This window comes from Allosediminivita pacifica (genome assembly GCF_003054175.1).
In the GTDB taxonomy this organism is placed as follows: domain Bacteria; phylum Pseudomonadota; class Alphaproteobacteria; order Rhodobacterales; family Rhodobacteraceae; genus Allosediminivita; species Allosediminivita pacifica.
Map to the genome: position 1 here is coordinate 1 of NZ_QBKN01000030.1, position 20,848 is coordinate 20,848.

Here is a 20,848-nt window from a genome sequence, read left to right on the forward strand (position 1 = left end):
ACGAAGAAGTGCGGTGGCCGCCAGACAGGCCGCGCGCTGCGCTACGCCGAATGGCTCCGCGCGCGGCCTCCTACACCACCCCGTGGGGCACTACCGAAGGTCAAGCAGATGCCCCCTGACAAGACCGTGATTTTTGTATCGGTTTGTATCGTTGACCTTCCGGCGCAGGAAGGCTTTAGCCCATCTCCTGTATGCTTGGAGATGCAACGAAAATGAATGAATCTGAAACTCCTGTTGAGAAATCGAGCACGATGCCGGTGATGAAATACGCCATGTGGGCCTGCTGCGCGGTAATGCTGCTTCCAATCGCAGCGTTCGTGATGACGGGGGGACTTGCGGGCGGATTGACCTCCGGGCTCTACGTCTTCGCACCTCTGCTTTTGTGCGTCGCCGCACATTTGATCATGCATCAGATGATGGGAAAATCATGCCATGATACGAAGAGCGAGCGGACCGATGATGTTGCGATCCAGGTGGATCAAAAAGTAGCCGCCAATTAGGCCGGGGTGAGATTGGGTATCGTTCGCCGTCTTCTGCCGCTTTGGGCGATGCTCTTACTTGGCGCCTGCGCCCAGACCATCGCGCAATGCGAGCGAAGCGGTGATGTCCGGCTCTCTTCGAGCGGTCAGGTGGCCGACCTGCCTGCAGGTTGTGAGGTAAAGGAAATAACGGGCAGTGGGCTGGCAGTGCTTGAATGTCGGGACGGCAGGGAGGGCTTCGCCTTCGCTTTGGAATAGTTGTGAAGGTGACGGGATATGATTGAAGGACGGCGGAATACATTGGCAGTTCTTGCGACTGTTGCGGCCGCCTACGCCGGGTTTTGGTATTTTCCGGAACTCGGTTCGACCGAACTCAACTTCGAGGACGTTCAATACCCGCGGGGCTTTCGCAGGCTGTCCGCCAGCGAAAGCTCGAGCGGCTTCGATCTCTTCATCGGAATGAACGCCATGGGTCCGGATAGTCTGGCGGATGCCGAAGCGCGGGTCAGGGCAGATATCTGCGGTGCGCTCTACGGCGATGACCTGTCTGCAACACAGCGCGTTCCGGTGGCGTTTTTTACAGAGTATTATTGCCCTTATTGCCGTGTTCAGACCAGGACGCTTGCGGCGCTCGATGCACGTCCCGACAGCAACCTGCGTGCCATCTGGCACGAATTGCCGCTTCTCGGGCAATCGTCGGAGGTCGCGGCCAAGGCGGCGCTGGCGGCGAAACGCCAGGGTGCCTATGTCGCATTTCATGAACGGCTCATGAAATCCTCGTTTGTGGCGACACCGGAATATTTACAGGCTTTGGCGCGAGACATCGGTGTCGATCACCAACGCCTGATTACCGACATGCGAAGCGCCCCTGTTACCGAAGAATTGGAAAACAGTGCTGCTCTCGCACGGGTATTCGGCATTTTTGGAACGCCCGCCCTGATAATCGGGCGAACGATCATCCAGGGCCAGATCGATGAGAAGACCATTCTGCGTGTTGCCGAGATGGAAATCGAGGAAGATTGGACGTCCCAGTGTCAGACAGCGTGATGAACAAATTCTCGCGGCTTTTCGTCGCAAAGCTGATTCTGCTGGTCTGCCTCGGTTTTCTCGGCGCGGGGCTGGCCAGTATGTCGAACGCCGCCGAATCCGGGAGCTTTTCCAACCCGGCTCTCGAGGCGCGTCTGATCGCAGCCGAAAACGGAGTCGGCCCGAACGCGACGTCCCTGTCCGCCGGGCTGCATCTGAAGTTGGGCGAGGGCTGGAAGACCTATTGGCGGTCCCCGGGCGAGGTCGGCATCCCGCCCTCGATCGACTGGGCGGGATCGGAGAATGTGGAAGAGGTCGAATTGCTCTGGCCCGCCCCGGAACGGTTCACGGCCTTCGGGATCGAGAATTTCGGATATCACGACGAGGTCGTATTTCCGCTGCGTATCGCATTGTCCGACCCCGGCGCGCCGGTGCGATTGAACGCCAATGTCACGCTTCTGACCTGCTCGACCGTTTGCGTCCCGCAGGAGTTCACACTGACCCTGTCGCTGCCACGAGCCAGCGGAATCGACGCGGATGCGGCGGCGCTCATCTCGGCCTATGCCGAAAAGGTGCCGGAGGAGGGGGCTGAGAGCGGTATCTCGATCCAGTCGGCCTATCTCGACCCGGACATGACCGCCCTGACGCTGGTCGCACACAGTGAGCGTCCCTTCGCGGGCCCGGATGTCTTTCCCGAACTGGGCGCGGGCACGGCATTCGGCAAGCCGGATATTCGTCTGGGCGACGGGGGCCGTCTGCTCTGGGCCCGATTGCCCGTTCTGAGCGCGGCCGCGGATCTGCCCGATCTGCGGATCACCGTGACCGATGGCGACCGTGCGGCCAGCCTGTTCACGGAGTTGGCCGATGCAGCACCGCAGCCGCCCTTCGCCCTGGACCGCGTGCTGCCGGGTCTGGCGGAACTGGCCTGGATCGCCGCAATCGCCTTCCTCGGCGGTCTTGTCCTGAACGTCATGCCCTGCGTGCTGCCGGTGCTCTCCATCAAGCTGTCCTCGGCGATGAAGAGCCGCGACCAGGGCGTGGGCCGTATTCGCAAGGGGTTTGCCGTCTCCGCACTCGGCGTTCTGGCGTTCATGTGGTCGCTCGCCGCTTTGACCCTCGCGGCGCGCGGTCTGGGGATGACCGTGGGCTGGGGGCTGCAATTCCAGAACCCCGTATTCTTGGCGGTGATGTTCATTGTCCTGGCCGTGTTTTCCGCCAACCTTTTCGGGGCATTCGAAATCGAGCTGCCGTCTTCCTTGCAGACCCGGCTCGCCCGCGCCGGCGGTGGCAAAGGCTATAGCGGCGACTTTGCGACAGGTGCCTTTGCCGCCATCCTCGCGACACCCTGTTCGGCGCCGTTCCTGGGCACGGCTGTTGCCTTTGCGCTGGCCGGGCGGCTGCTCGATATCGCGGTGATCTTCACGGCCCTGGGGATCGGTCTGGCCTTGCCCTATCTCATCGTTGCCGCGTTTCCGGCGGCGATCTCGCGCCTGCCGAAACCGGGCCGCTGGATGCTGTGGCTGAAGATCCTGCTGGGGCTGGCATTGGCGGGCACAGCCGGCTGGCTGTTCTGGGTGCTGATCGGTGTCGGTGGCATGACGTCCGCGCTTGCGGTTCTGACAGCCAGCGCAGTCCTCGTCGTGATTCTGTCTTTCAGTCGCCTGGCCGCAGGTGCTCGCTTGTCCGGGGCTGCGGCCACGGGCGCGTTGGCCATCTTCCTGGCGGGATTCCTTTCTGCGGCCGGCACGCCGAACGCCAAGCCGGCGACGGACTGGGCCGCATTCGACCGTCGAGAAATTCCGAAGCTCGTGTCGCGCGGAGAGGTGGTTTTCGTGGATGTGACCGCCGATTGGTGTCTCACCTGCAAGGCCAACAAGGCGCTCGTGCTTGACCGCGCGCCGGTTCGAACGGCCCTTCGCGCGCCGGGCGTGACGGCGATGCAGGCCGATTGGACCCGGCCCGACGAGGCAATCTCGCGCTATCTGGAGACCTTCGACCGCTACGGTATTCCGTTCAACGCTGTCTATGGACCCGGCGCTCCCGAGGGTATCGTCCTGCCCGAGCTCCTGTCGTCCGAAGCGGTTCTATCAGCGCTCGAGAAGGCGGCGGAGCGCGCGGTGGCGTCGGGCGGATAGGGCGCGCTCTTCATGTGGGGAGGCATCAATAAACTGCCACGGAAAGGAGGTTCGATGAGTTCCGAAACAGAATTCCATATTCGTGGACACGGATCGCACATGCCGACAAGCGGGCGGGGTATGGTCATCTCGGCCTGGCTGACCGGCGTCTATTTCATCATTGAGCTTGGTATCGGGCTCTGGACCGGATCGATCGCTGTCCTGTCGGATGCATTCCACACGTTTTCCGCCGTGGGCGGAATCCTCGTCGCCGTGGGCGCGGCCCGGCTTTCCCGGCGGCCTGCCGATGCAACATTCAGCTTTGGCTGGTACCGCTCCGAAATCCTCGGCGCGCTGGTGAATGGCGGGTTCCTGGCCGGAATGGCCTTCGTCGTTATCTATATGGCCGCGATGCGGTTGAACGCGCCCATCGACCTGCCGACAGGGCCAATGCTGCTTGCTGCAGCCGGGGGTCTTGTGACGGAGTTCATTTCGCTTGGCCTCATCTGGAAACAGAGCCGGAGCGACATGAACGTGCGCGGCGCGCTCTGGCACATCATCCAGACCTTCGTGGGCAGCCTGCTCATCATCGTCACGGCGCTGGTGATCCGCTTTACCGGTTTCCTGATGATCGACCCACTTCTGGGCATGGCTTTCGGCTTCGTGCTGCTCTGGGCCAGCTGGGGCATCCTGCGGGATGCGGCGCGGCTCTTGATGGAGGCAGCGCCGAGCGAGATAGATTTGAACTCGGTGATCGCGGATCTGGAAGCGCTCGACGGTGTGCACGACGCGCATCATGTCCACGCATGGACATTGACCAGCGGGCGGAACGTGTTTTCGGCGCACCTTCGCGTGGGTGACGGCGTGGACCCGCAGGCGGTGCAACGACGGGCGCACCGCTTGCTGCGCCGCGATCACGGCTTCTTCTTCGTAACGCTCCAGACTGAAACCGAGTGTCTGGACGAGTCGGGTGCCGAGACGATCGATATCACCTCGGGCCATCAGGTCGGCCATGTCTGACGGTTCGCTCCGCTTGTGGCTGGCACGCAAGCTGATCGGGCGCATCGTCGCCCGGGCGGCGGGGCGCGGCCTTGCCACGCGTGGCCTGCGCGACACGGAGGGGTGCGAGATCCGTTGGCTGACGCCCGAAATCGAGGCATTCGTGGTGGCGATGACCGCGGAAACCGTCCGCCTTCGCCCCCATGCGCAGCAGGCAGAGCTTCCGACTTTCGGTAGCCGGCTGATGGTGGAAATGGCGATCTGGACGATTGCGGCCGACCGCAGCCTGCGCGCTTGTGGCATCGCGCCCGAGACCGCGCGACAGGTGGTCGCCGATCTCGGCTGGGACATCTACCGGCGGATGCTGGCGCTCAGCGCATTGCCCGTGCGCCTGCTCACCCGCGATTCCGGCCGTCGGCTGCGCTGGACCATCCGCGCGCTGCTGGTGTTTCCCTTCGCGCCCTCCGGTGCGCCGGGTTACGCCGTTCGGGTCAGCCGGGACGGGGACGACCTGTTCACGCATTTCACCCATTGCCCGCCGCAGAGCTTCGTGCGCCGCATCGCCCGGGCGGAGGACGATCCTGAGTCGCTGGAGTCGTTCCGGCAGAGCTGGTGCCGCTACGACTGGCCCGGTGCCGACGTCATCGCCGGGGATGGCCAGCGCGGTCACTATCGCCGCCGGCGTACTCTGTCCCATGGCGACCCGGTCTGCGACATGTGCTGGATCGGGAACGCGAGCCGCGACGCAATAAGTGGCCAGGAGGACCGCGACGAGCCGGCGGCGTCCTGAGAGCGTGAACGAGAGAGGATCAGAACCGACCCATGCGCACCATCCTGTTACTGCTTCTCATCACCTTCTCGGAGGCGACAATCGGCGTCTTCGTCAAGCTGACAGGCGGTCTGATCCCGATCCACACGGTGAATTTCTACGCCATCCTCACGGCCGCGCTGTTCCTCATGATTCTGATGCCGTTCGCAACCGGGAACCAGCTTCGCGTTCCGTGGAAGAACCTCAAGGACACCGCCATCATCGGTATGCTGATCGCCACCCAGATCAGCGTCTTCAATTACGCCATGACCCTGGTGCCGATTGCCAACGCGGTCATTTTCTGGAGTATCGCGCCGTTCTTCACCTTCATATTCTCGGCGCTGTTTCTCGATGAGAAAGCAAGCTGGGGTCACTACCTGACCTTCGCGGTCGCCATCATGGGCATTGTTCTCGCGAAACCGCTGGAGGGCGGATACATGGTCGGAAATCTTGTCGCGCTTGCCGATGGGGCGATCTATGCCGCGATGATCACCTACATGCGCCACGAAGGCAAATCCGAGACCGGTAACGACATCGCCTGGTCCATGCTTGTTGCCGCCCTCGTGCTGTCGCCGGTGCTGGTGATCTTCGGACCCGGCGACATCATGGCAATGACAGTCAATGAGCGGATCGGCATTGCTGCTCCGGCCGGGCTCTGGGCGCTGATGCTGGGACTGGTCTCTACCGGGTTCGCCTATTTCGGCATCTCGCTTGTGCTGAAGACGCTGAACGCCAACGTCTATTCGCTGGTCGACATCATCGTATCGCCGGTGGTTGCGGCAACGCTGGGCTTTCTCGTATTCGGAGAGGTCCCGGCGACGGGCATGATCTATGGCGGCGCGTTGCTTCTGACGGCCGGGTTCGTCCTGACCCGTCTGACCACCCGGGACGATCCAAACCTTGCGGCGCATCCCTGTCAGTGCACCTGATCGCATTGGCAGGGAAACCATAGCGCTGTTTCGGCCTCAGCCGGGCAGCTCTGACATCGCCTGCCGGATTTCCTGCGCACGCGGGTCGTCGGGAGGCAGGGTCTCGGCGAGCCTGTTGGCGGTCAGATATGCCTCCCGCGCCTTCGCCGCCTCACCGAGGACGCGATAGGCGTTGCCCAGTCGCATCCAGCCATCCAGGTCATCAGGGTCGTCCCGCAGCCGCTCGGCCAGCCGCTCAACCATCGAGCGAATAAAGGCGGCCCTGTCGTCCTCGCTCATGTCCGCTGCGGCGGCGACATCGCCCGCGGTGGGGCCCGGCGTATCGCCGCCAGCCGTGGGCGCGAATGCCGCGAGGCTGACCGGCTCGCGGCCGAGCGTCTCGCCGATGCTGTTGGCCTGCGCGACGAACGCCTCCATCCAGGGCGCGGGGCCATTGGCCGCGTCCAGCCGGGCAATCAGCAGATCGTGGGCCTCCGCGCCGTCGCCCGCCTGATCGAGCGCGATGGCCTCGTAGTACGTGGCCGCCGGATTGGACGGATCCATGTCGCGTGCCCGTCCGATGGCCGCGCGGGCCGCGGGCGTCACGATCCCGTCATCCGCGGCGATCAGCGCCTCGGCGTATTGCGACAGGATGGCCGAACTGGCATCCGGGCGCTCGGTCACGTTCTCCATGGCGGATACCGCATCCCTGTAGCGGCCCATGCGCATGTAGGTTTGGCCAAGCAACATCCACCCCTCGGTCGGGCCACCGCCCGGATCGCTTTGCAGGCGCTCCAGCAAACGTACCGTCAACCCGGCGATTTCTGTCCGTCGTCAGATGATTTGGAACACGAGCGGGTGATCTTGAACGGAGGGTCTGGCTCTTTGGGACTTCAGTCTATGCGGCTGTCTGACGATGCAGCAAGCGGCGTTTTTTGATCGTCTTGGCTTTGATCTCCTTTCGTCGTTTTCGTATAGTGTCCGCTCTGCCCAGGTAGACGTCGGCGGGGGTGAGGTTGCCGAGGCTCTCGTGGTAGCGGTGATGGTTGTAGTGATCGATGAAGTCTCCGATGGCCGCTTCCAGCGCTCCGGGCAGGTAGTAGTTCTCGAGGAGGACCCGGTTCTTCAGGGTCTGGTGCCAGCGCTCGATCTTACCCTGGGTTTGAGGGTGGCGCGGGGCACCGCGAACGTGATCCATGCCTTGGTCCCCAAGCCAGTCAGCCAGCTCCCCGGAGATGTAGGATGCGCCATTGTCGCTGAGCAGCCGGGGCCGATGCGCGACCGTGGCGCGGTCACAGCCAGATGCGACCAGAGCATCCTCCAGGGTGGCGGTCACATCCGAGGTCTTCATCGTGGTGCAGAGCCGCCAGGCGATGACGTAGCGGCTGAAGTCGTCGAGGATGGTCGACAGGTAGAACCAACCCCATCCGACCACCTTGAAGTAGGTGAAGTCGGTCTGCCAGAGCTGGTTCGGTCGAACGGTCTTCTCATAGAACTCGTCGGCTGCCTTGATGACCAAGAACGCCGGGCTGGTGATCAGGTCTTGGGCTTTCAAGAGCCTGTAAACGCTGGCTTCGGAGACGAAGTATCGTCGGGTGTCTGTGAACCGGACTGCCAGCTCCCGGGGCGACAGCTCCGGCTCGTCGAGGGCCAACTCGACGACCTCCTCGCGCACCTTGTCCGGGATCCGGTTCCATACCCGGGATGGACCCGAGGTTTGGTCCTCGAGCCCGCCTTCGCCCATGGCCAGATAACGATCATACCAGCGATAGAAGGTCGTTCTTGGGATGCCCAGGAGGTCCAGGGTCTGCTTCGCCGACAAGTGTGATTGCTCGACCTGCCGGATGATCTCGAGCTTCTCGGAGGCGGGATATCTCATTCCTCGAACTCCCCATCCCCGAGCATGCTTTTCTTGAGCAGGCGGTTCTCCAAGGTGAGATCGGCCACAGCCTCCTTCAAAGCGGCGGCCTCATGCCGCAAATCCTTGACCTCGGGGCTGGTCGCCTGTCGGGCCGTGTCGCCTGCGAGCCGCTTCTTGCCGGCCTCGAGGAACTCCTTCGACCAGCTGTAATACAGGCTCGTCGCGATCCCCTCGCGTCGGCACAACTCGGCAATGCTGTCTTCGCCGCGCAGGCCCTCCAGCACGATCCGGATCTTCTCCTCAGCCGAATGATGCTTCCTGGTGCGCCGCCGAATATCCTTTACGACCTTCTCGGCGGGCTCTTTCCGCGTTCCGGGTTTCTGTCTCATCTCCACTCCTTGGCGGTTACGATGAGCCAGAAGCCCTCCGTTACAAAGTCAACTCAGATGTCCCACAGGTGCTGACGGGGGACACCATCGTAGATATCGGCCATGCCCGGCGTTGCGACGAAGAGGAGCGATCCTGCAGAGATGACTGAGCCGTTGAGTTTCATGTCGTTGTCCTTTCCTGTTTCAGGGGTTCCGGTCCCAGCGGCAGCGTCACGGTCGCCACGAGGCCGCCTTCTGCCCGGTTGGTGAGGCCAATGTCCCCGCCATGCGCCCGGATGATCGTCCGGGCGATGGACAGTCCAAGTCCGGTGCCGCCGGTCTCTCTCGAGCGGGATTTCTCAAGCCTGAAATAGGGCTCGAAGACCTGTTCAAGCTCGCCGTCCGGTATTCCGGGGCCATTGTCAGCGACGCGGATAATGGCGTGATCGTCCTCGCGTCCATAGCTGACATCAACGTTTCCGCCATAGCGTTCGGCATTGTCGATGAGGTTGCGAAGGGCACGCCGGACCGATTGCGACCGCAAGCGCAGATGAACGGTCTCACCTTCCTGCAGGGAAAAGTTGTCCAGCATATCGGCGCGGAGTTGACCCAGAAACGCGCCCATTTCGACGGTCTCGTAGTCTTCCGAGCTTGCGATTCCGCGCGCGAAGGAAAGGGTCGAGTCCACCATTTCCTGCATCTCCTCGATCGAGGCGACGAGGCTGTCGCGTGTCTCCCGCTCGTCAACCATTTCCGAGCGGACGCGCAGTGCCGTGAGAGGCGAGCGCAGATCATGTCCGAGGGCCGCGAGAAGCCGTGTCCTGTGGGCGAGGAAACGGGTCAGCCTGTCTTGCATCCGGTTGAACGTCCGTGTCAGGTCCCGCACCTCTGCGGGTCCGATCAAGGGCAGCGGATTGACATTTTCGCCGCGCCCGAGGCTGTCGGCGGCATGGGATACGCGCAAGAGCGGGCCGGTCAGGCGGGTCAGAAGAAACCAGCATGCGGCGACAAGAATAATGGCAGCCGTGATGCCGAAGCTCACGAAAGATGCCCAGGGCCATTGCAAAGGTGGGCGTTCGAACCGCGTGCCGACATTGAGCCACTGTCCGCCCGTCAGGGCAATGGACAGCTGCATCTCGATTGCCGACAGATCGCCCCGCATCATCGCCAGATGCATTTCGGCCATCTCGGGCGCCATATGCGGCATCGGAAGGATGCCGTGATCGACCTCGTGGACCTCTACGCGAATTTCGCGGGTGTCTTTCGCTCCGAGAAGACCACGCACTCTTGCCTCGACAGCACCGCTGTCCGCGTGTGTGTCGTGGTCGACGGTCGGAGTATCAGACATGTCAAAGCGTACGAGTGGTGAATTGGCCGCCCGCAGAATGGCCGGTTCCAGCGTTGCCGGCGCTTCCTCGATCAGCCGCGCGACGTTCGCCGCGCGTCCCGCTGCCTCGAAGCCGAGCGCGGCCCGCACGGCCAGGCCGCGCTCGTCAACAAACAACCAGAGACTGACCGCCTGGGCGGCGGCGAGTGCCGCGATGATCAACAGGACCAGTTGGCCGCGCAGGCTGTCAAAGAAACGCCACATCAATCCAGCTCCGTCACATCGGCGGCAAGGCAATATCCGCCACCGCGCACGGTCGTGATCAGCCGGGGCCTGGATGGATCGGCCTCGATCTTTCTGCGAAGGCGGCTGATCTGATTGTCGATCGTCCGATCGAGCGGGGAGGCCGCGCGCCCTGCAGTGAGATCGAGAAGCTGATCACGGTTGAGGACGAGGCGGGGCCGTTCGAGCAAGACAACCAGAAGCTTGAGTTCCGAACCGGTGAGATCGATTTGCGCACCGTTTTCATCGGTCAACAACCGGCTGTCGGTATCGAGAGTCCATTGTGCGAATGCGATGCGTCTTCCCGAGAGTTTTCCGGCATAGGTCTCGGGCAGGGATGAACGCCGCAGGATGGCCTTGATCCGCGCAAGCAGCTCTCGCGGATTGAATGGTTTGGCCAGATAGTCGTCCGCGCCGATTTCGAGCCCGACGATGCGATCCGTCTCTTCGCCAAGCGCCGTCAGCATCAGGATCGGTACGCCACCCGTGGATGACAGACGGCGGCAGACCGACAGCCCGTCCTCGCCGGGCATCATGACATCCAGAACGATCAGATCGTACTGACCCATCGCGAGCTTGGCGTCCATCTCGACCGCATCCCGCGCCGAGGTCGCACGCAGGCCGTTCTTCTCCAGATAGCGCGAAACCGAGTCTCGGATTTCGCGATGATCGTCGACGACGAGGATATGAGGCTGATCGTTCATGTTCTTCCTTCTAACGGTTGCCGCATTGGTTTCCCGAAGAGATTTGTCACGAAATGTAACAGGGGCGGCGCTTTTGACACGGCGATACAATACCGTTGTTTCCTCGCATTTCATCACGGCCTAACGCTGCCATATGAAATCTATCGAAACCGAAACATGAGGAGATAACGATGACCCGCAAAACCCTGCTCGCAGCGACCGTTTTGGCCGCAACTGCAATCGGAGGAGCCGCGATCGCGGATTCCAATCACGGACATGGGGGCCAGTCCGGCCCGAAGGATCGCGCTGGCATGATGCAGGGCGGTTCCGGAATGATGGGCAACATGGGCGGCATGTCCGATATGATGGGCATGATGAAGCGCATGCACGGCCAGATGATGGGCGGTATGGGCCCGACGGCTGGCATGGGTCCGATGGGCGGGGAAATGATGCAGATGTTCGACGCCGACGGCGATGGCACGGTCACGCCGGACGAGATGCGCTCGCAACTGCAGGCCAAGCTCGCGGAATACGACAGCGACGGCGACGGATCGCTCTCGATTGCCGAGTTCGAAACCCTTCATAGCGCGATGATCCGCGAGATGATGGTGGATCGGTTCCAGCACCTCGATGCTGACGGTGACGGCGCGGTGACGGCGGAAGAGATGGCGGCACCCGCCGAAATGATGGAACGGATACAGATGATGCGGTCGAACATGGCACAGCCGCCGGTTCAGCCCGGCAATGGCCAGGGCATGAGCAACGGAACAGTGATGAACGACAATTGAGCGGTTCGGCGCCAGCTCTGACTGGCGCCGATTTCCAAAACGCCTGACCCGCGAAGCATCCGGACGCCGAATCCAGAACGCGTTCGGAATTGCGACGTCCAGACAATGATCAGCAACCACCGCAAAATCGAAAGGAAGAATTGAAATGGCTTATACCTATGATCGCGTATTGAAGGATGTCGCCATAGACGACGCCGAATTGCTTGTTCGCGATGCTTTGGCAGAGAAGGGCTTTGGCGTACTGACCGAGATCGACGTGCAGGCGACGATGCAAAAGAAGCTGGGCGTGGAGATGCCGCCTTATCGCATCCTTGGCGCCTGCAATCCGGGCATGGCCCATAAGTCCATCGAGATCGAGCCGCGCGTCGGCGCGATGCTGCCCTGCAACGTGATTTTGCGCCAGGTGGACGGAGGAACCGAGATCAGCGCCATTGACCCGGTGGCCTCGATGCAAGCGGTGGAGAACGTCGACCTGAACGCGGTCGCCGGCCAAGTCCGCGATCTGCTCCGGGCAGCCGTGGACGCTGTCTGATTTTTGCTCGCGGCGCTCTTGACCCTCCAGTAACTGGAATCTGTATAATGGGCCGAAACCAGAGCAACCGAGATCGAGGCAAAGCGCAGCGGCGATCTTTCTGTTTGCCGCTAACCTGACATGAGGCGCAGATGAACCGCGACCATACCATACCACCTACCCTCAAGGCCGCCGTCGCGCTGGCCTTTGCGGTCGTCTTGCTAGCCCTTGCCTTCGGACCCTTATCCGACACCCTGACCGCTCTGAACGGCGACAGGATATCTACGTGGGTCATGGCTGCAGGCATCTGGGGTCCAATTGTGATCGTTGGACTGATGACGACAGCAATCGTGGCCACGCCGATCCCAAGTGCACCCATCGCGTTGGCTGCGGGCGCCGCTTACGGCCACACCCTCGGAACAGTCTACGTCGTTCTCGGCGCCGAACTCGGCGCTCTTGCAGCCTTCGGGCTCGCCCGGTTCTTGGGTCGGGACGTGTTGCGACAATGGTTCGGTGATAGGGTCGATGCTGGCTGGCTCGGCTCTCAGAACGTACTGACACTCACAGTTTTTGTCAGCCGGCTGCTGCCATTCGTTTCATTCGATATCGTCAGCTATGCCGCGGGGCTCAGCCGGCTGCAATTCTGGCGCTTCGGACTGGCCACCCTGGCCGGGATCATTCCCGCCAGTTTCGTGCTCGCGCATTTTGGGAGCGAAGTCGTCAGCGGAGACACTACCCGTGCTGCCTGGGCCGCAATCGGGCTGGGCGCACTGACCCTGACGCCGCTTGTCATCATTAGTATCAGAGACTGGCAAAGACGTGGGTTGCCCCATGACTGATCAATACTCACTTCATCGTCAAACGCCGCCGCCATGGAACAATCGCCATTGGCATTTCGGTTTTCGGGTTCAACGAAAAAGACAAAGGGCGCATCCATGCTGACCGCGGCGATACAATTTCCAGACATCGGCACCGATCTGTTCTCGATCGAGATCGGCAGTTTCACGTTCGCGCTGCGCTGGTACGCGCTTGCCTATATCGTCGGCATCCTCATCGGATGGCGCATCTGCCTGGCGGCTGTTCGTCGCTCGGCACTCTGGCCATCGGCCAGGCCGCCACTTGATCGCCAGCAGATCGAGAACCTCCTGACATGGATCATCCTGGGCGTGATCGTCGGCGGACGCGTGGGCTTCGTGCTATTTTATCAGCCCGACTACTACCTGGCCAACCCCCTGGAAATCCTCAAGGTATGGCAGGGCGGCATGTCTTTCCACGGCGGTTTCGCAGGTGTTGCGATCGCCACGCTGGCATTCTGTCTGCGCCAGAATGCGCCCATGCTCAGCACCGCTGACCTGCTTGCGCTGGCAACCCCACCGGGACTGTTTCTGGGGCGGCTTGCGAATTTCACCAACAACGAGCTTTGGGGTCGACCGACGGATGTTCCATGGGCGGTGATCTTCCCGGGCGATGCGGCGCAAGCCTGCGAAGGCATTACCAGCCTCTGCGCCCGCCATCCTTCGCAGCTCTACGAGGCGCTTCTGGAAGGGCTGCTGCTCGGTACGCTCCTACTCTATCTCGCCTGGCACCGCGGCTGGCTTAAGACCCCCGGCGCCCTGACCGGCGCATTTCTGATCGGGTACGGCTCTGCCAGGAGCTTCGTGGAGCTGTTCCGGCAGCCGGACATGCAGTTCGTGACCACTGAAAATCCGATCGGTCATGCGCTCCATTTCGGCGAATGGGGGTTAACGATGGGTCAAGTGCTTTCCGCACCGATGATCCTGACCGGACTGGCTCTGATTCTGTACGCGTTCAGACGCTCCGGAGGCGCAGCCGACCAGAAGCCGAATACGGTTGCGTGATCGAAAGGAGCCACGAAAAGGAGGAACTCGAATGAACGGCTATATAGAAGAAAAAAACAGTGAAACATCGATCCAGCGTGCATTGCTGGACGGGCGGGGGGCGTTTTTGGGGTTTCTCGTGAAACGGCTTCGCAACCGCGCCGACGCCGAGGATGTCCTGCAGGAGTTCTGCATCCGCGTCCTGACGCGCAAGGATCAGCTGCGCGACGTCGAGCGGATGGATGCCTGGTTATACGCGATCCTGCGGTCCACCATGAACGATCATTACCGCAAGACCACACGGCACAGCCGGCTGGCCGTGGCTGTCGCACGAGAACCGCAAGAGTTGGTTGCCGATGCGCCAGTGCAGATGGCGCGGCCATGCACTTGCCCGAGCAGGCTGCTTACCGAGCTTCGTCCCATTGATGCCAAATTGATCCGGCGGATTGATTTCGGTGAAGAGGATCGGGGAATGATGGCCGCCGATATGGGCTTGAACCGCAACGCCCTTGCCGTTCGACTGCACAGAGCACGCGCTGCTTTGCGTGAGGTGATCCAACACCATTGCGGAGCCTGCTGCCTGGAGGACCCCGATGATTGCCACTGCCCTGTCTAGCGACGAAGCGATCCCGTAAGTCCATCAAACTGCGACACGGAAAGCTATACGACGGGATCAGGCGAACAGTTCAGGGCATTCGCGGGCGCATTTGTTGGTAAGGATGATGTAAACCAGATGCAGTGTTGCCAGACCCGCCAGCAGGCAGAAAAATGATATGTAGGCGTATTGCAGGAAGGCGATGTCGACCACGATGACCGCCACCAGCGTCAGGGCGAAATGGCGCACATGCTTGTAATGCGACAGTGCCGGGGGCAAGGTGATAAGGGTCACGTAGATCGTGTTGGTCAACCAGCGCGGCATCATGAAATCAAGCCACATGGATTTTTCATAGGCCAGCGACTGATTGTTGATCTCGACCACGACCATGCTGCTGTCGAGCCCGTGCGGGATGTAAAGCAATAGACCGAAAATCAGCCCGATCAGGGCCAGCAGCAGGAACAGCCTCTTGCGGGAACTCTCGTCCGGCTCGAGTACGTAGACCGAGAACGGCACCCAGATTGGCCAGATAAACCAAGTGAAAAAGATGAACCCCATGGCCCCCCATAAAACCGTCAGGGGATCATTTCCGTTCATGCCGACCCAGACAAAACCCTCCGTGAATTGCTGAAGGCCGGCGAAAAGCGGCATCAGGGCAAGCGGCAAGTAGCGTTTGTTGCGCTGCAAGGCCAAAATCGAAATGGCAGTCCCGCCGCCGACAAGGAACACGCTGGCGGCAAAGCTGACCTGGGCGGATAGGCACATGGAAACTTCTCTCCGTTTCTTTCAGTTTGAAAACGTCCGTCGCCCAAACCGATACCACGTAACAGATTCTTAGATTTATCCTAGTCGCCGTCTGTGCCACTGACCATCCTGCGAGTACGACTTGGAGACGCTGTTCAGTGTCGCCCCGACAGGCCGGTCTGACCAAGAGGCTGCATCTAGGACTGCGGAGTTGCAATGGTCGCGTTCCCGCTCTCGCTCACCGGGATTCCACCGCCGTTCGGATTTGTTGGCAAGGTGCTGCTGTTCGGCGCGGTAATCGAGACACGCTATCCGTGGCCGGCGGTGATTGGCATTCCCGTGCCAGCGATGGCTGTTGGTCGTGCTTTGTGCGACCGCGCTGGTCACGGCGCTGATGGGGCTGTTTGCGAAGGTAATTCCCAATTGACGCAGAGGGCAGTTCGCGCCGTTCGCGTCAAAGCAGTGATCTGGCTTTTCAACCCGCAAGCGGGTCGGCCGGCCGCTTAGGCTGCCCGGGATCAAGCAACTCCGCGATTTCTGCATATGTGCGGCGCGTGGCAACGGCCCCGGCAGCGATGCAGCGACGTTTGAGCCCGAATTCCAGTGTGCCGATCGAGCGCCCGAAATCGGGTCGTATCACCAGATCCGCCTGATCGAACCGCAGCCGTGCATGTTCATACTGGCAGACTTCTATGGATCGCAGCATCGCCTGCATGCCGTTTTTCGGGCCAACCGCGTTTTCGCGCTGACTTGGGTCCACCGCGATCACGACCTCTGCGCCTGTTGCCCTTGCAACATCGACCGGCGCTATGTCGGCATAGGCCCCGTCCATCAGCACATGCGGTCCATCGACCAAGGGCGGCAATATCCCGGCAAGCGCCGCGCTGGCATAGACGTAATCCGTGGCACGCCCCTTGCCAAAGACCACACGTGTACCGGTCAGCATGTCGGTTGCGCAGACGAACACCGGGATGCGGCCATCTTCCAGGTTTTTGCCCTGCGTCAGGCCAGACAGGACGCTGCGGCCCCATGACTCGGTAGGCGCGCCAACCCCCCAGCCAAAATACATGTCGCGAGCGGCAAGCAAAGCGGTACGAAGCCCCCTCATTCTTGCGACCAGACCGGGTAGGCGAAAGTCCGGAGTTGCCGGAAACCCGCTGGTATCCATGTCTACCAGTGCGTCGAACCAATTGTCATTCAGGGCGTAGGTGGCGCCCGCAACCGCACCCATGGATACCCCCACGATTGCGCTCGGCACAAAGCCTCGGGAGATAAGCGCGCGTAACACACCCGCATGAGAGAGACCCCTGGCGCCGCCGCCACTGAACACAAGGGCGAAAGATTTGTGAGTCTTGCCTCCTGGTTGTACCTGTCCCGTCATTGTCCAGCCTCCGCTTTCCGGTTTTCTCCGAGGAGTGTCAGAAACTGTGCAACGGCCTTTTATCGGTCCACGCCCCGCGATGTCTTTGACGCTACACGACCGTGATAATTACGGCCCGGTGGGTTTTGGCACACCGCGTTGCCCCGACGGAGGCTGTTGAATGCACCACCCGTCTTGGCCGCATGTTTTCAGTCGCCTCTGTAACGATCGCCCGCTTGCAACGTCTATCCACCAAACGGTCGTTTCCGATCGCAAGGAAAAATCGACAGGAGCCAAAATTGAGAACACTGACCCTTGAAGTCCGCGGGCTCTGTTCGAGGAACTCGATCACCTCGCGGTCGAACGTCATTTATCGGCCCTCGACGGAGTGCACCGAGCCGAAGCGAACCCGGCATCGGCAAGCGTGACGGTCCAATACGACGAGACGGCTGCGGGCGAGGAAACCTTGCGCAAGACGGTGGAGTCTTGTGGATTCCACTGCTCAGGCGAGCGGGTTCCCAACCATGTCTGCCAGCCTGATCACACGGGCCATGAAGGCGAGCCCGCGCATGGCGGAAAGGCCCCTGCCGGCCATGACGCGATGGCGCACGAGATGGGCCACGGCGGCGGCATGGACATGGCCGACATGGTCCGCGACATGCGGAACCGATTCTGGGTGGCGCTGCTCTTCGCCATCCCGATCTTCATCTATTCGCCGATGGGGGGCATGTTCACGCCGCCCACGCCGCCTTTCGGGCTGAGGCTGGACCTGTGGCTGTTCTTCCTCGGCAGTGCCGCGATCATCTGGCCAAGCTGGCCGTTCTTCGTCGCCGCCTGGCGGGCGCTGCGCAACGGTATCCTGAACATGGCGGTGCTGGTCGTGCTGTCGGTCGGCACCGGCTATGTGTTCAGCGTCGGCTCGACCTTCTTCTTTCCTGGCGTGCAGTTCTACGAAGCCGTGGCGGTGCTGCTGGTATTCATCCTGCTGGGGCACTGGCTTGAGATGCGTGCGCGCGCAGGAGCCTCGGCCGCGATCCGGGCGCTTCTCGATCTTGCGCCGCCGATGGCGACCGTTATCCGCGACGGGCAGGAGGTCGAGGTGCCCACCTCCGAGGTGCTGCAGGGCGAGATTGTGCTGATCAGGCCCGGCAACAAGATCCCCGTGGACGGCGAGGTCGTCGAAGGCACGTCGCTGGTCGACGAATCCATGCTGACAGGCGAGTCGATGCCGGTGGACAAGGCCGTGGGCGACACCGTGATCGGCGCCACGATCAACAAGAGCGGCAGTTTCCGCTACCGCGCCACCAAGGTCGGTGCCGATACCGCGCTGGCACAGATCGTCAAGCTGGTGCAGGAGGCGCAGAACTCCAAGGCCCCTGCCCAGCTTCTGGCCGACCGCGCGTCGCAATGGTTGGTCCTGATCGCCATCGTGATCGGGCTTGCGACCTTCGCGGTGTGGTTCTGGTGGATCGGCGAGCCGCTTCTCTTCGCGCTAACGCTGACGATCACCGTTTTCGTGATCGCCTGTCCCGATGCGCTGGGGCTTGCCACGCCGATGGCGGTGATGGTTGGCACCGGGCTAGGTGCGCAGCACGGCATCCTGTTCAAGAACGCCGGTGCGCTGGAAGACGCGACCAAGCTTGACGTGATTGTGTTCGACAAGACCGGCACGCTGACGATGGGTCAGCCTCGCGTCGTCGAGGTCGTTCCCGCCGAGGGCAGCGTGGAAGATGACCCGCTTCGGGCTGCCGCTGCCGTAGATCGCGGTTCCGATCACCCGCTGGCCCTGGCCATCGTCGAACGCGCCGGGGATCTCGACGTGCCGCAGATGGCCGGGTTTCTCAATCTCGAAGGTCGCGGCGCACGCGCCGAGGTCGCAGGCAAGACCGTGCTGGTCGGCAACCGGCGACTGATGGACGAGGAGGGCATCGACATCGGCGCTCTGACCGCCGAGGCCGAACGCCTGAAGGGCGAGGGCCGAACGGTCGTCCATGTGGCCCGGGCGGGCCGGATGCTGGGCCTGATCGCTATTGCCGATGCGCCGCGTCCGAGCGCCAAGGCCGCCGTGGCCAAGCTGCGCGAACGCGGCGTCGAGGTGGCGATGCTGACCGGCGACAACGAAGGTACCGCACGGCGGATCGCGGGCGAGCTGGGCATCGACATTGTGCTGGCAGATGTTCTTCCGGGCCAGAAGGCCGAGAAGGTCAAAGAGCTTCAGGCCCAGGGCAAGAAGGTCGGCATGGTCGGTGACGGTGTCAACGACGCGCCCGCGTTGACCCAGGCCGATGTCGGATTTGCCATCGGCGCGGGCACCGACGTGGCGATGGAAAGCGCCGACGTCGTGCTGATGAAAAGCGACCCCTACGATATCGTGGGGGCCATCGAGCTTTCGCGCGCCACTCTGCGCAAGATGCACCAGAACCTGTTCTGGGCGGTGGCTTACAACGTGATCGCCTTCCCGATAGCAGCAGGAGTGTTTTACCCGCTGATCATCAGCCCGGCAGTCGCGGCGATTGCCATGTCGGGCAGCTCGGCCCTGGTCGCGGTCAACGCACTGCTTTTGAAACGCACCCGGCTGGAAGGCCTTGGCGCGGGCAAGAGCGGCCCCGCCAGCGGCGGCGGTCAGGGCGATGCGCAGGCAGGCCCGATTCCGATTCACGCGTCACACCCACAGAAATCGCACTGAAAGAGGGGACTTGAAATGGCCGACACATCATCGACCAAAACACCGGACGGGCAGGGCCTGGCGGCGCGGTTTCCGACCGCCTATTCCATCGTGTTCGGGCTGATCATTGTCGTCGCGGCGCTGACCTGGATCATACCGGCGGGTCAATATGAACGCGCCATGAACGAAGAGGTCGGGCGCGAGATCGCGGTGCCGGGCACCTATCAGACGGTCGAGCCCAACCCGCAGGGCTTCGTCGATGTCATGCTGGCACCGGTCGCCGGGTTCTACGATCCCGATAGCTATGCCGCCAATGCCATCGACGTGGCGTTGTTCGTCCTGCTGCTCGGCGGGTTTCTAGGTGTCGTGAACGCTACCAAGGCTATCGACACCGGCATCCAGACCGCGATGGTGCGCCTGAAGGGGCGAGAGATATGGATGATCCCGATCTTGATGTCGCTCTTTGCCCTGGGCGGGACGACCTATGGCATGGCCGAGGAAACGCTGGCCTTCTATGCGCTGCTGATCCCGGTGGTGATCGCGGCCGGCTACGATTCGGTGACCGGCGTGGCAATCATCCTGATCGGTGCCGGGATCGGCACGCTGGGATCGACGATCAACCCCTTCGCCACGGTGATCGCGTCGAACGCGGCGGGTATCCCGTTCACCGACGGTATCGCGCTGCGGCTGGTCCTTCTGCTGGGCGGCCTCGCGATCTGCGTGGCCTACGTCATGCGCTATGCCTCGAAGGTCAAGGCCGACCCGGCCCGGTCCGTCGTCGCCGCGCAACGCGACAGCGACCGGCAGTTTTTTCTGAACGAGACGGATGCAACGTTCGAGGAGCCGAAGCTGAGCGGAACTCAGAAGCTGGTCCTGATCCTGTTTTTCGCGACATTCGTCGTGATGATCTGGGGTGTCTCCAGCCAGGGCTGGTGGATGGCTCGGATGGGCGCGCTCTTCTTCGGCATGGCCATCGTGGTCGGGCTGGTCGCGCGGATGGGCGAAAAGAACCTGACGACCGCCTTTGTTGACGGGGCGAAGGATCTGCTGGGGGTTGCGCTGGTGATCGGTCTGGCGCGCGGCATCGTGGTGATCATGGAGCAGGGCCTGATTGCCGACACGATCCTGAATAGTGCCGCCGATACCCTCGGTGGCCTGCCGGAAGTCGCGTTCATCAACCTGATGCTCTGGATTGAGATCGGGATGAGCTTTCTCGTGCCGTCGTCGTCCGGCCTGGCCGTCCTGTCGATGCCGATCCTTGCCCCGTTGGGGGATTTCGCGGGGGTTGGCCGTGATCTCGTGGTGACGGCCTATCAATCGGCGAGCGGGCTCGTGAATCTGATCACGCCCACCTCTGCGGTTGTGATCGGCGGTCTGGCCATCGGGCGCGTGTCGTTCGACCGCTGGGTCGTCTTCGTCTGGCCCCTGCTGCTGATCCTCGTCGTCTTCATCTCGGCCGGGATCAGCCTGGCCGCCATTCTCTGATTAGAAA

19 protein-coding genes are annotated in these 20,848 nt (G+C 62.1%); 13 read left to right on the forward strand and 6 right to left on the reverse strand.

Annotation, left to right across the window (positions count from 1 at the left end; genetic code table 11):
• Positions 1-212 precede the first annotated feature (212 nt).
• The 6 genes from C8N44_RS18850 (at position 213) to C8N44_RS18875 (ending at position 6,355) form a co-directional block, all read left to right on the forward strand.
• On the forward strand, positions 213-500 hold the full coding sequence (locus C8N44_RS18850; RefSeq protein WP_207903861.1) for a DUF2933 domain-containing protein: 288 nt from the start codon (positions 213-215) through the stop codon (positions 498-500).
• Between the two features lie 255 nt (positions 501-755).
• Positions 756-1,526, forward strand: a complete 771-nt coding sequence (locus tag C8N44_RS18855) for a DsbA family protein (RefSeq protein ID WP_018065813.1) — start codon at positions 756-758, stop codon at positions 1,524-1,526.
• Positions 1,526-3,640 carry a protein-disulfide reductase DsbD family protein gene (locus tag C8N44_RS18860; protein ID WP_107978323.1) on the forward strand — a complete coding sequence of 705 codons (2,115 nt, stop codon included), beginning with the start codon at positions 1,526-1,528 and terminating at the stop codon, positions 3,638-3,640. The genes C8N44_RS18855 and C8N44_RS18860 overlap by 1 nt, the downstream gene beginning before the upstream one ends.
• A gap of 54 nt (positions 3,641-3,694) precedes the next feature.
• Positions 3,695-4,639: a cation diffusion facilitator family transporter gene (locus C8N44_RS18865; RefSeq protein WP_051085131.1), complete on the forward strand. Its 945-nt coding sequence runs from the start codon at positions 3,695-3,697 to the stop codon at positions 4,637-4,639.
• Positions 4,632-5,408, forward strand: coding sequence for a hypothetical protein (locus C8N44_RS18870; RefSeq protein ID WP_018065810.1), 777 nt, complete (start codon positions 4,632-4,634; stop codon positions 5,406-5,408). The genes C8N44_RS18865 and C8N44_RS18870 overlap by 8 nt, the downstream gene beginning before the upstream one ends.
• Before the next feature lie 32 nt (positions 5,409-5,440).
• On the forward strand, positions 5,441-6,355 hold the full coding sequence (locus C8N44_RS18875; RefSeq protein WP_107978325.1) for an EamA family transporter: 915 nt from the start codon (positions 5,441-5,443) through the stop codon (positions 6,353-6,355).
• Positions 6,356-6,391: 36 nt separating this feature from the next.
• Here C8N44_RS18875 and C8N44_RS18880 read toward each other — a convergent pair whose 3' ends face one another.
• The 4 genes from C8N44_RS18880 to C8N44_RS18895 form a co-directional block, all read right to left on the reverse strand.
• On the reverse strand, positions 6,392-7,156 hold the full coding sequence (locus tag C8N44_RS18880; protein WP_425352947.1) for a tetratricopeptide repeat protein: 765 nt from the start codon (positions 7,154-7,156) through the stop codon (positions 6,392-6,394).
• A 76-nt stretch (positions 7,157-7,232) separates the two neighbouring features.
• Positions 7,233-8,584 (reverse strand): IS3 family transposase gene (locus C8N44_RS18885; RefSeq protein ID WP_107978326.1). Its coding sequence is split into 2 segments (ribosomal slippage): positions 7,233-8,245 and positions 8,245-8,584, totalling 1,353 coding nucleotides; the frame shifts between segments, so codons are not numbered across the junction.
• 160 nt (positions 8,585-8,744) lie between these two features.
• Entirely contained in the window at positions 8,745-10,154 is a 1,410-nt protein-coding gene (locus C8N44_RS18890; protein ID WP_107978327.1) for an ATP-binding protein, read from the reverse strand.
• Positions 10,154-10,876, reverse strand: coding sequence for a response regulator (locus tag C8N44_RS18895; protein WP_018065801.1), 723 nt, complete (start codon positions 10,874-10,876; stop codon positions 10,154-10,156). Before C8N44_RS18895 ends, C8N44_RS18890 begins: the two co-directional genes overlap by 1 nt.
• A gap of 170 nt (positions 10,877-11,046) precedes the next feature.
• Here C8N44_RS18895 and C8N44_RS18900 point away from each other — a divergent pair, with 170 nt between their 5' ends.
• The 5 genes from C8N44_RS18900 (at position 11,047) to C8N44_RS18920 (ending at position 14,608) form a co-directional block, all read left to right on the forward strand.
• Positions 11,047-11,643 (forward strand): EF-hand domain-containing protein, encoded by a 597-nt coding sequence (locus C8N44_RS18900; protein ID WP_188758780.1) that lies wholly within the window; start codon positions 11,047-11,049, stop codon positions 11,641-11,643.
• A 145-nt stretch (positions 11,644-11,788) separates the two neighbouring features.
• The gene (locus C8N44_RS18905; protein WP_107978329.1) at positions 11,789-12,175 is read left to right on the forward strand and encodes a DUF302 domain-containing protein; all 387 of its coding nucleotides are present in this window, start codon (positions 11,789-11,791) and stop codon (positions 12,173-12,175) included.
• Positions 12,176-12,306: 131 nt separating this feature from the next.
• Entirely contained in the window at positions 12,307-12,993 is a 687-nt protein-coding gene (locus C8N44_RS18910; protein ID WP_107978330.1) for a TVP38/TMEM64 family protein, read from the forward strand.
• A 96-nt stretch (positions 12,994-13,089) separates the two neighbouring features.
• Complete coding sequence (lgt, locus tag C8N44_RS18915; RefSeq protein ID WP_107978331.1) at positions 13,090-14,013, forward strand: prolipoprotein diacylglyceryl transferase; 924 nt, start codon at positions 13,090-13,092, stop codon at positions 14,011-14,013.
• Positions 14,014-14,044: 31 nt separating this feature from the next.
• Positions 14,045-14,608 carry an RNA polymerase sigma factor gene (locus C8N44_RS18920; RefSeq protein WP_107978332.1) on the forward strand — a complete coding sequence of 188 codons (564 nt, stop codon included), beginning with the start codon at positions 14,045-14,047 and terminating at the stop codon, positions 14,606-14,608.
• A 57-nt stretch (positions 14,609-14,665) separates the two neighbouring features.
• On the opposite strand, the gene C8N44_RS18925 is transcribed toward C8N44_RS18920, so the two are convergent.
• The gene (locus tag C8N44_RS18925; RefSeq protein ID WP_107978333.1) at positions 14,666-15,352 is read right to left on the reverse strand and encodes a DUF6629 family protein; all 687 of its coding nucleotides are present in this window, start codon (positions 15,350-15,352) and stop codon (positions 14,666-14,668) included.
• Positions 15,353-15,806: 454 nt separating this feature from the next.
• A complete protein-coding gene (locus C8N44_RS18935) occupies positions 15,807-16,712 on the reverse strand; it encodes a patatin-like phospholipase family protein (protein WP_107978334.1) in 906 nt (301 codons plus the stop codon).
• Positions 16,713-17,079: 367 nt separating this feature from the next.
• Here C8N44_RS18935 and C8N44_RS18940 point away from each other — a divergent pair, with 367 nt between their 5' ends.
• Entirely contained in the window at positions 17,080-19,377 is a 2,298-nt protein-coding gene (locus C8N44_RS18940) for a heavy metal translocating P-type ATPase (RefSeq protein WP_244641129.1), read from the forward strand.
• Positions 19,378-19,392: 15 nt separating this feature from the next.
• Complete coding sequence (locus tag C8N44_RS18945; protein ID WP_107978336.1) at positions 19,393-20,841, forward strand: YfcC family protein; 1,449 nt, start codon at positions 19,393-19,395, stop codon at positions 20,839-20,841.
• Positions 20,842-20,848: the final 7 nt, after the last annotated feature.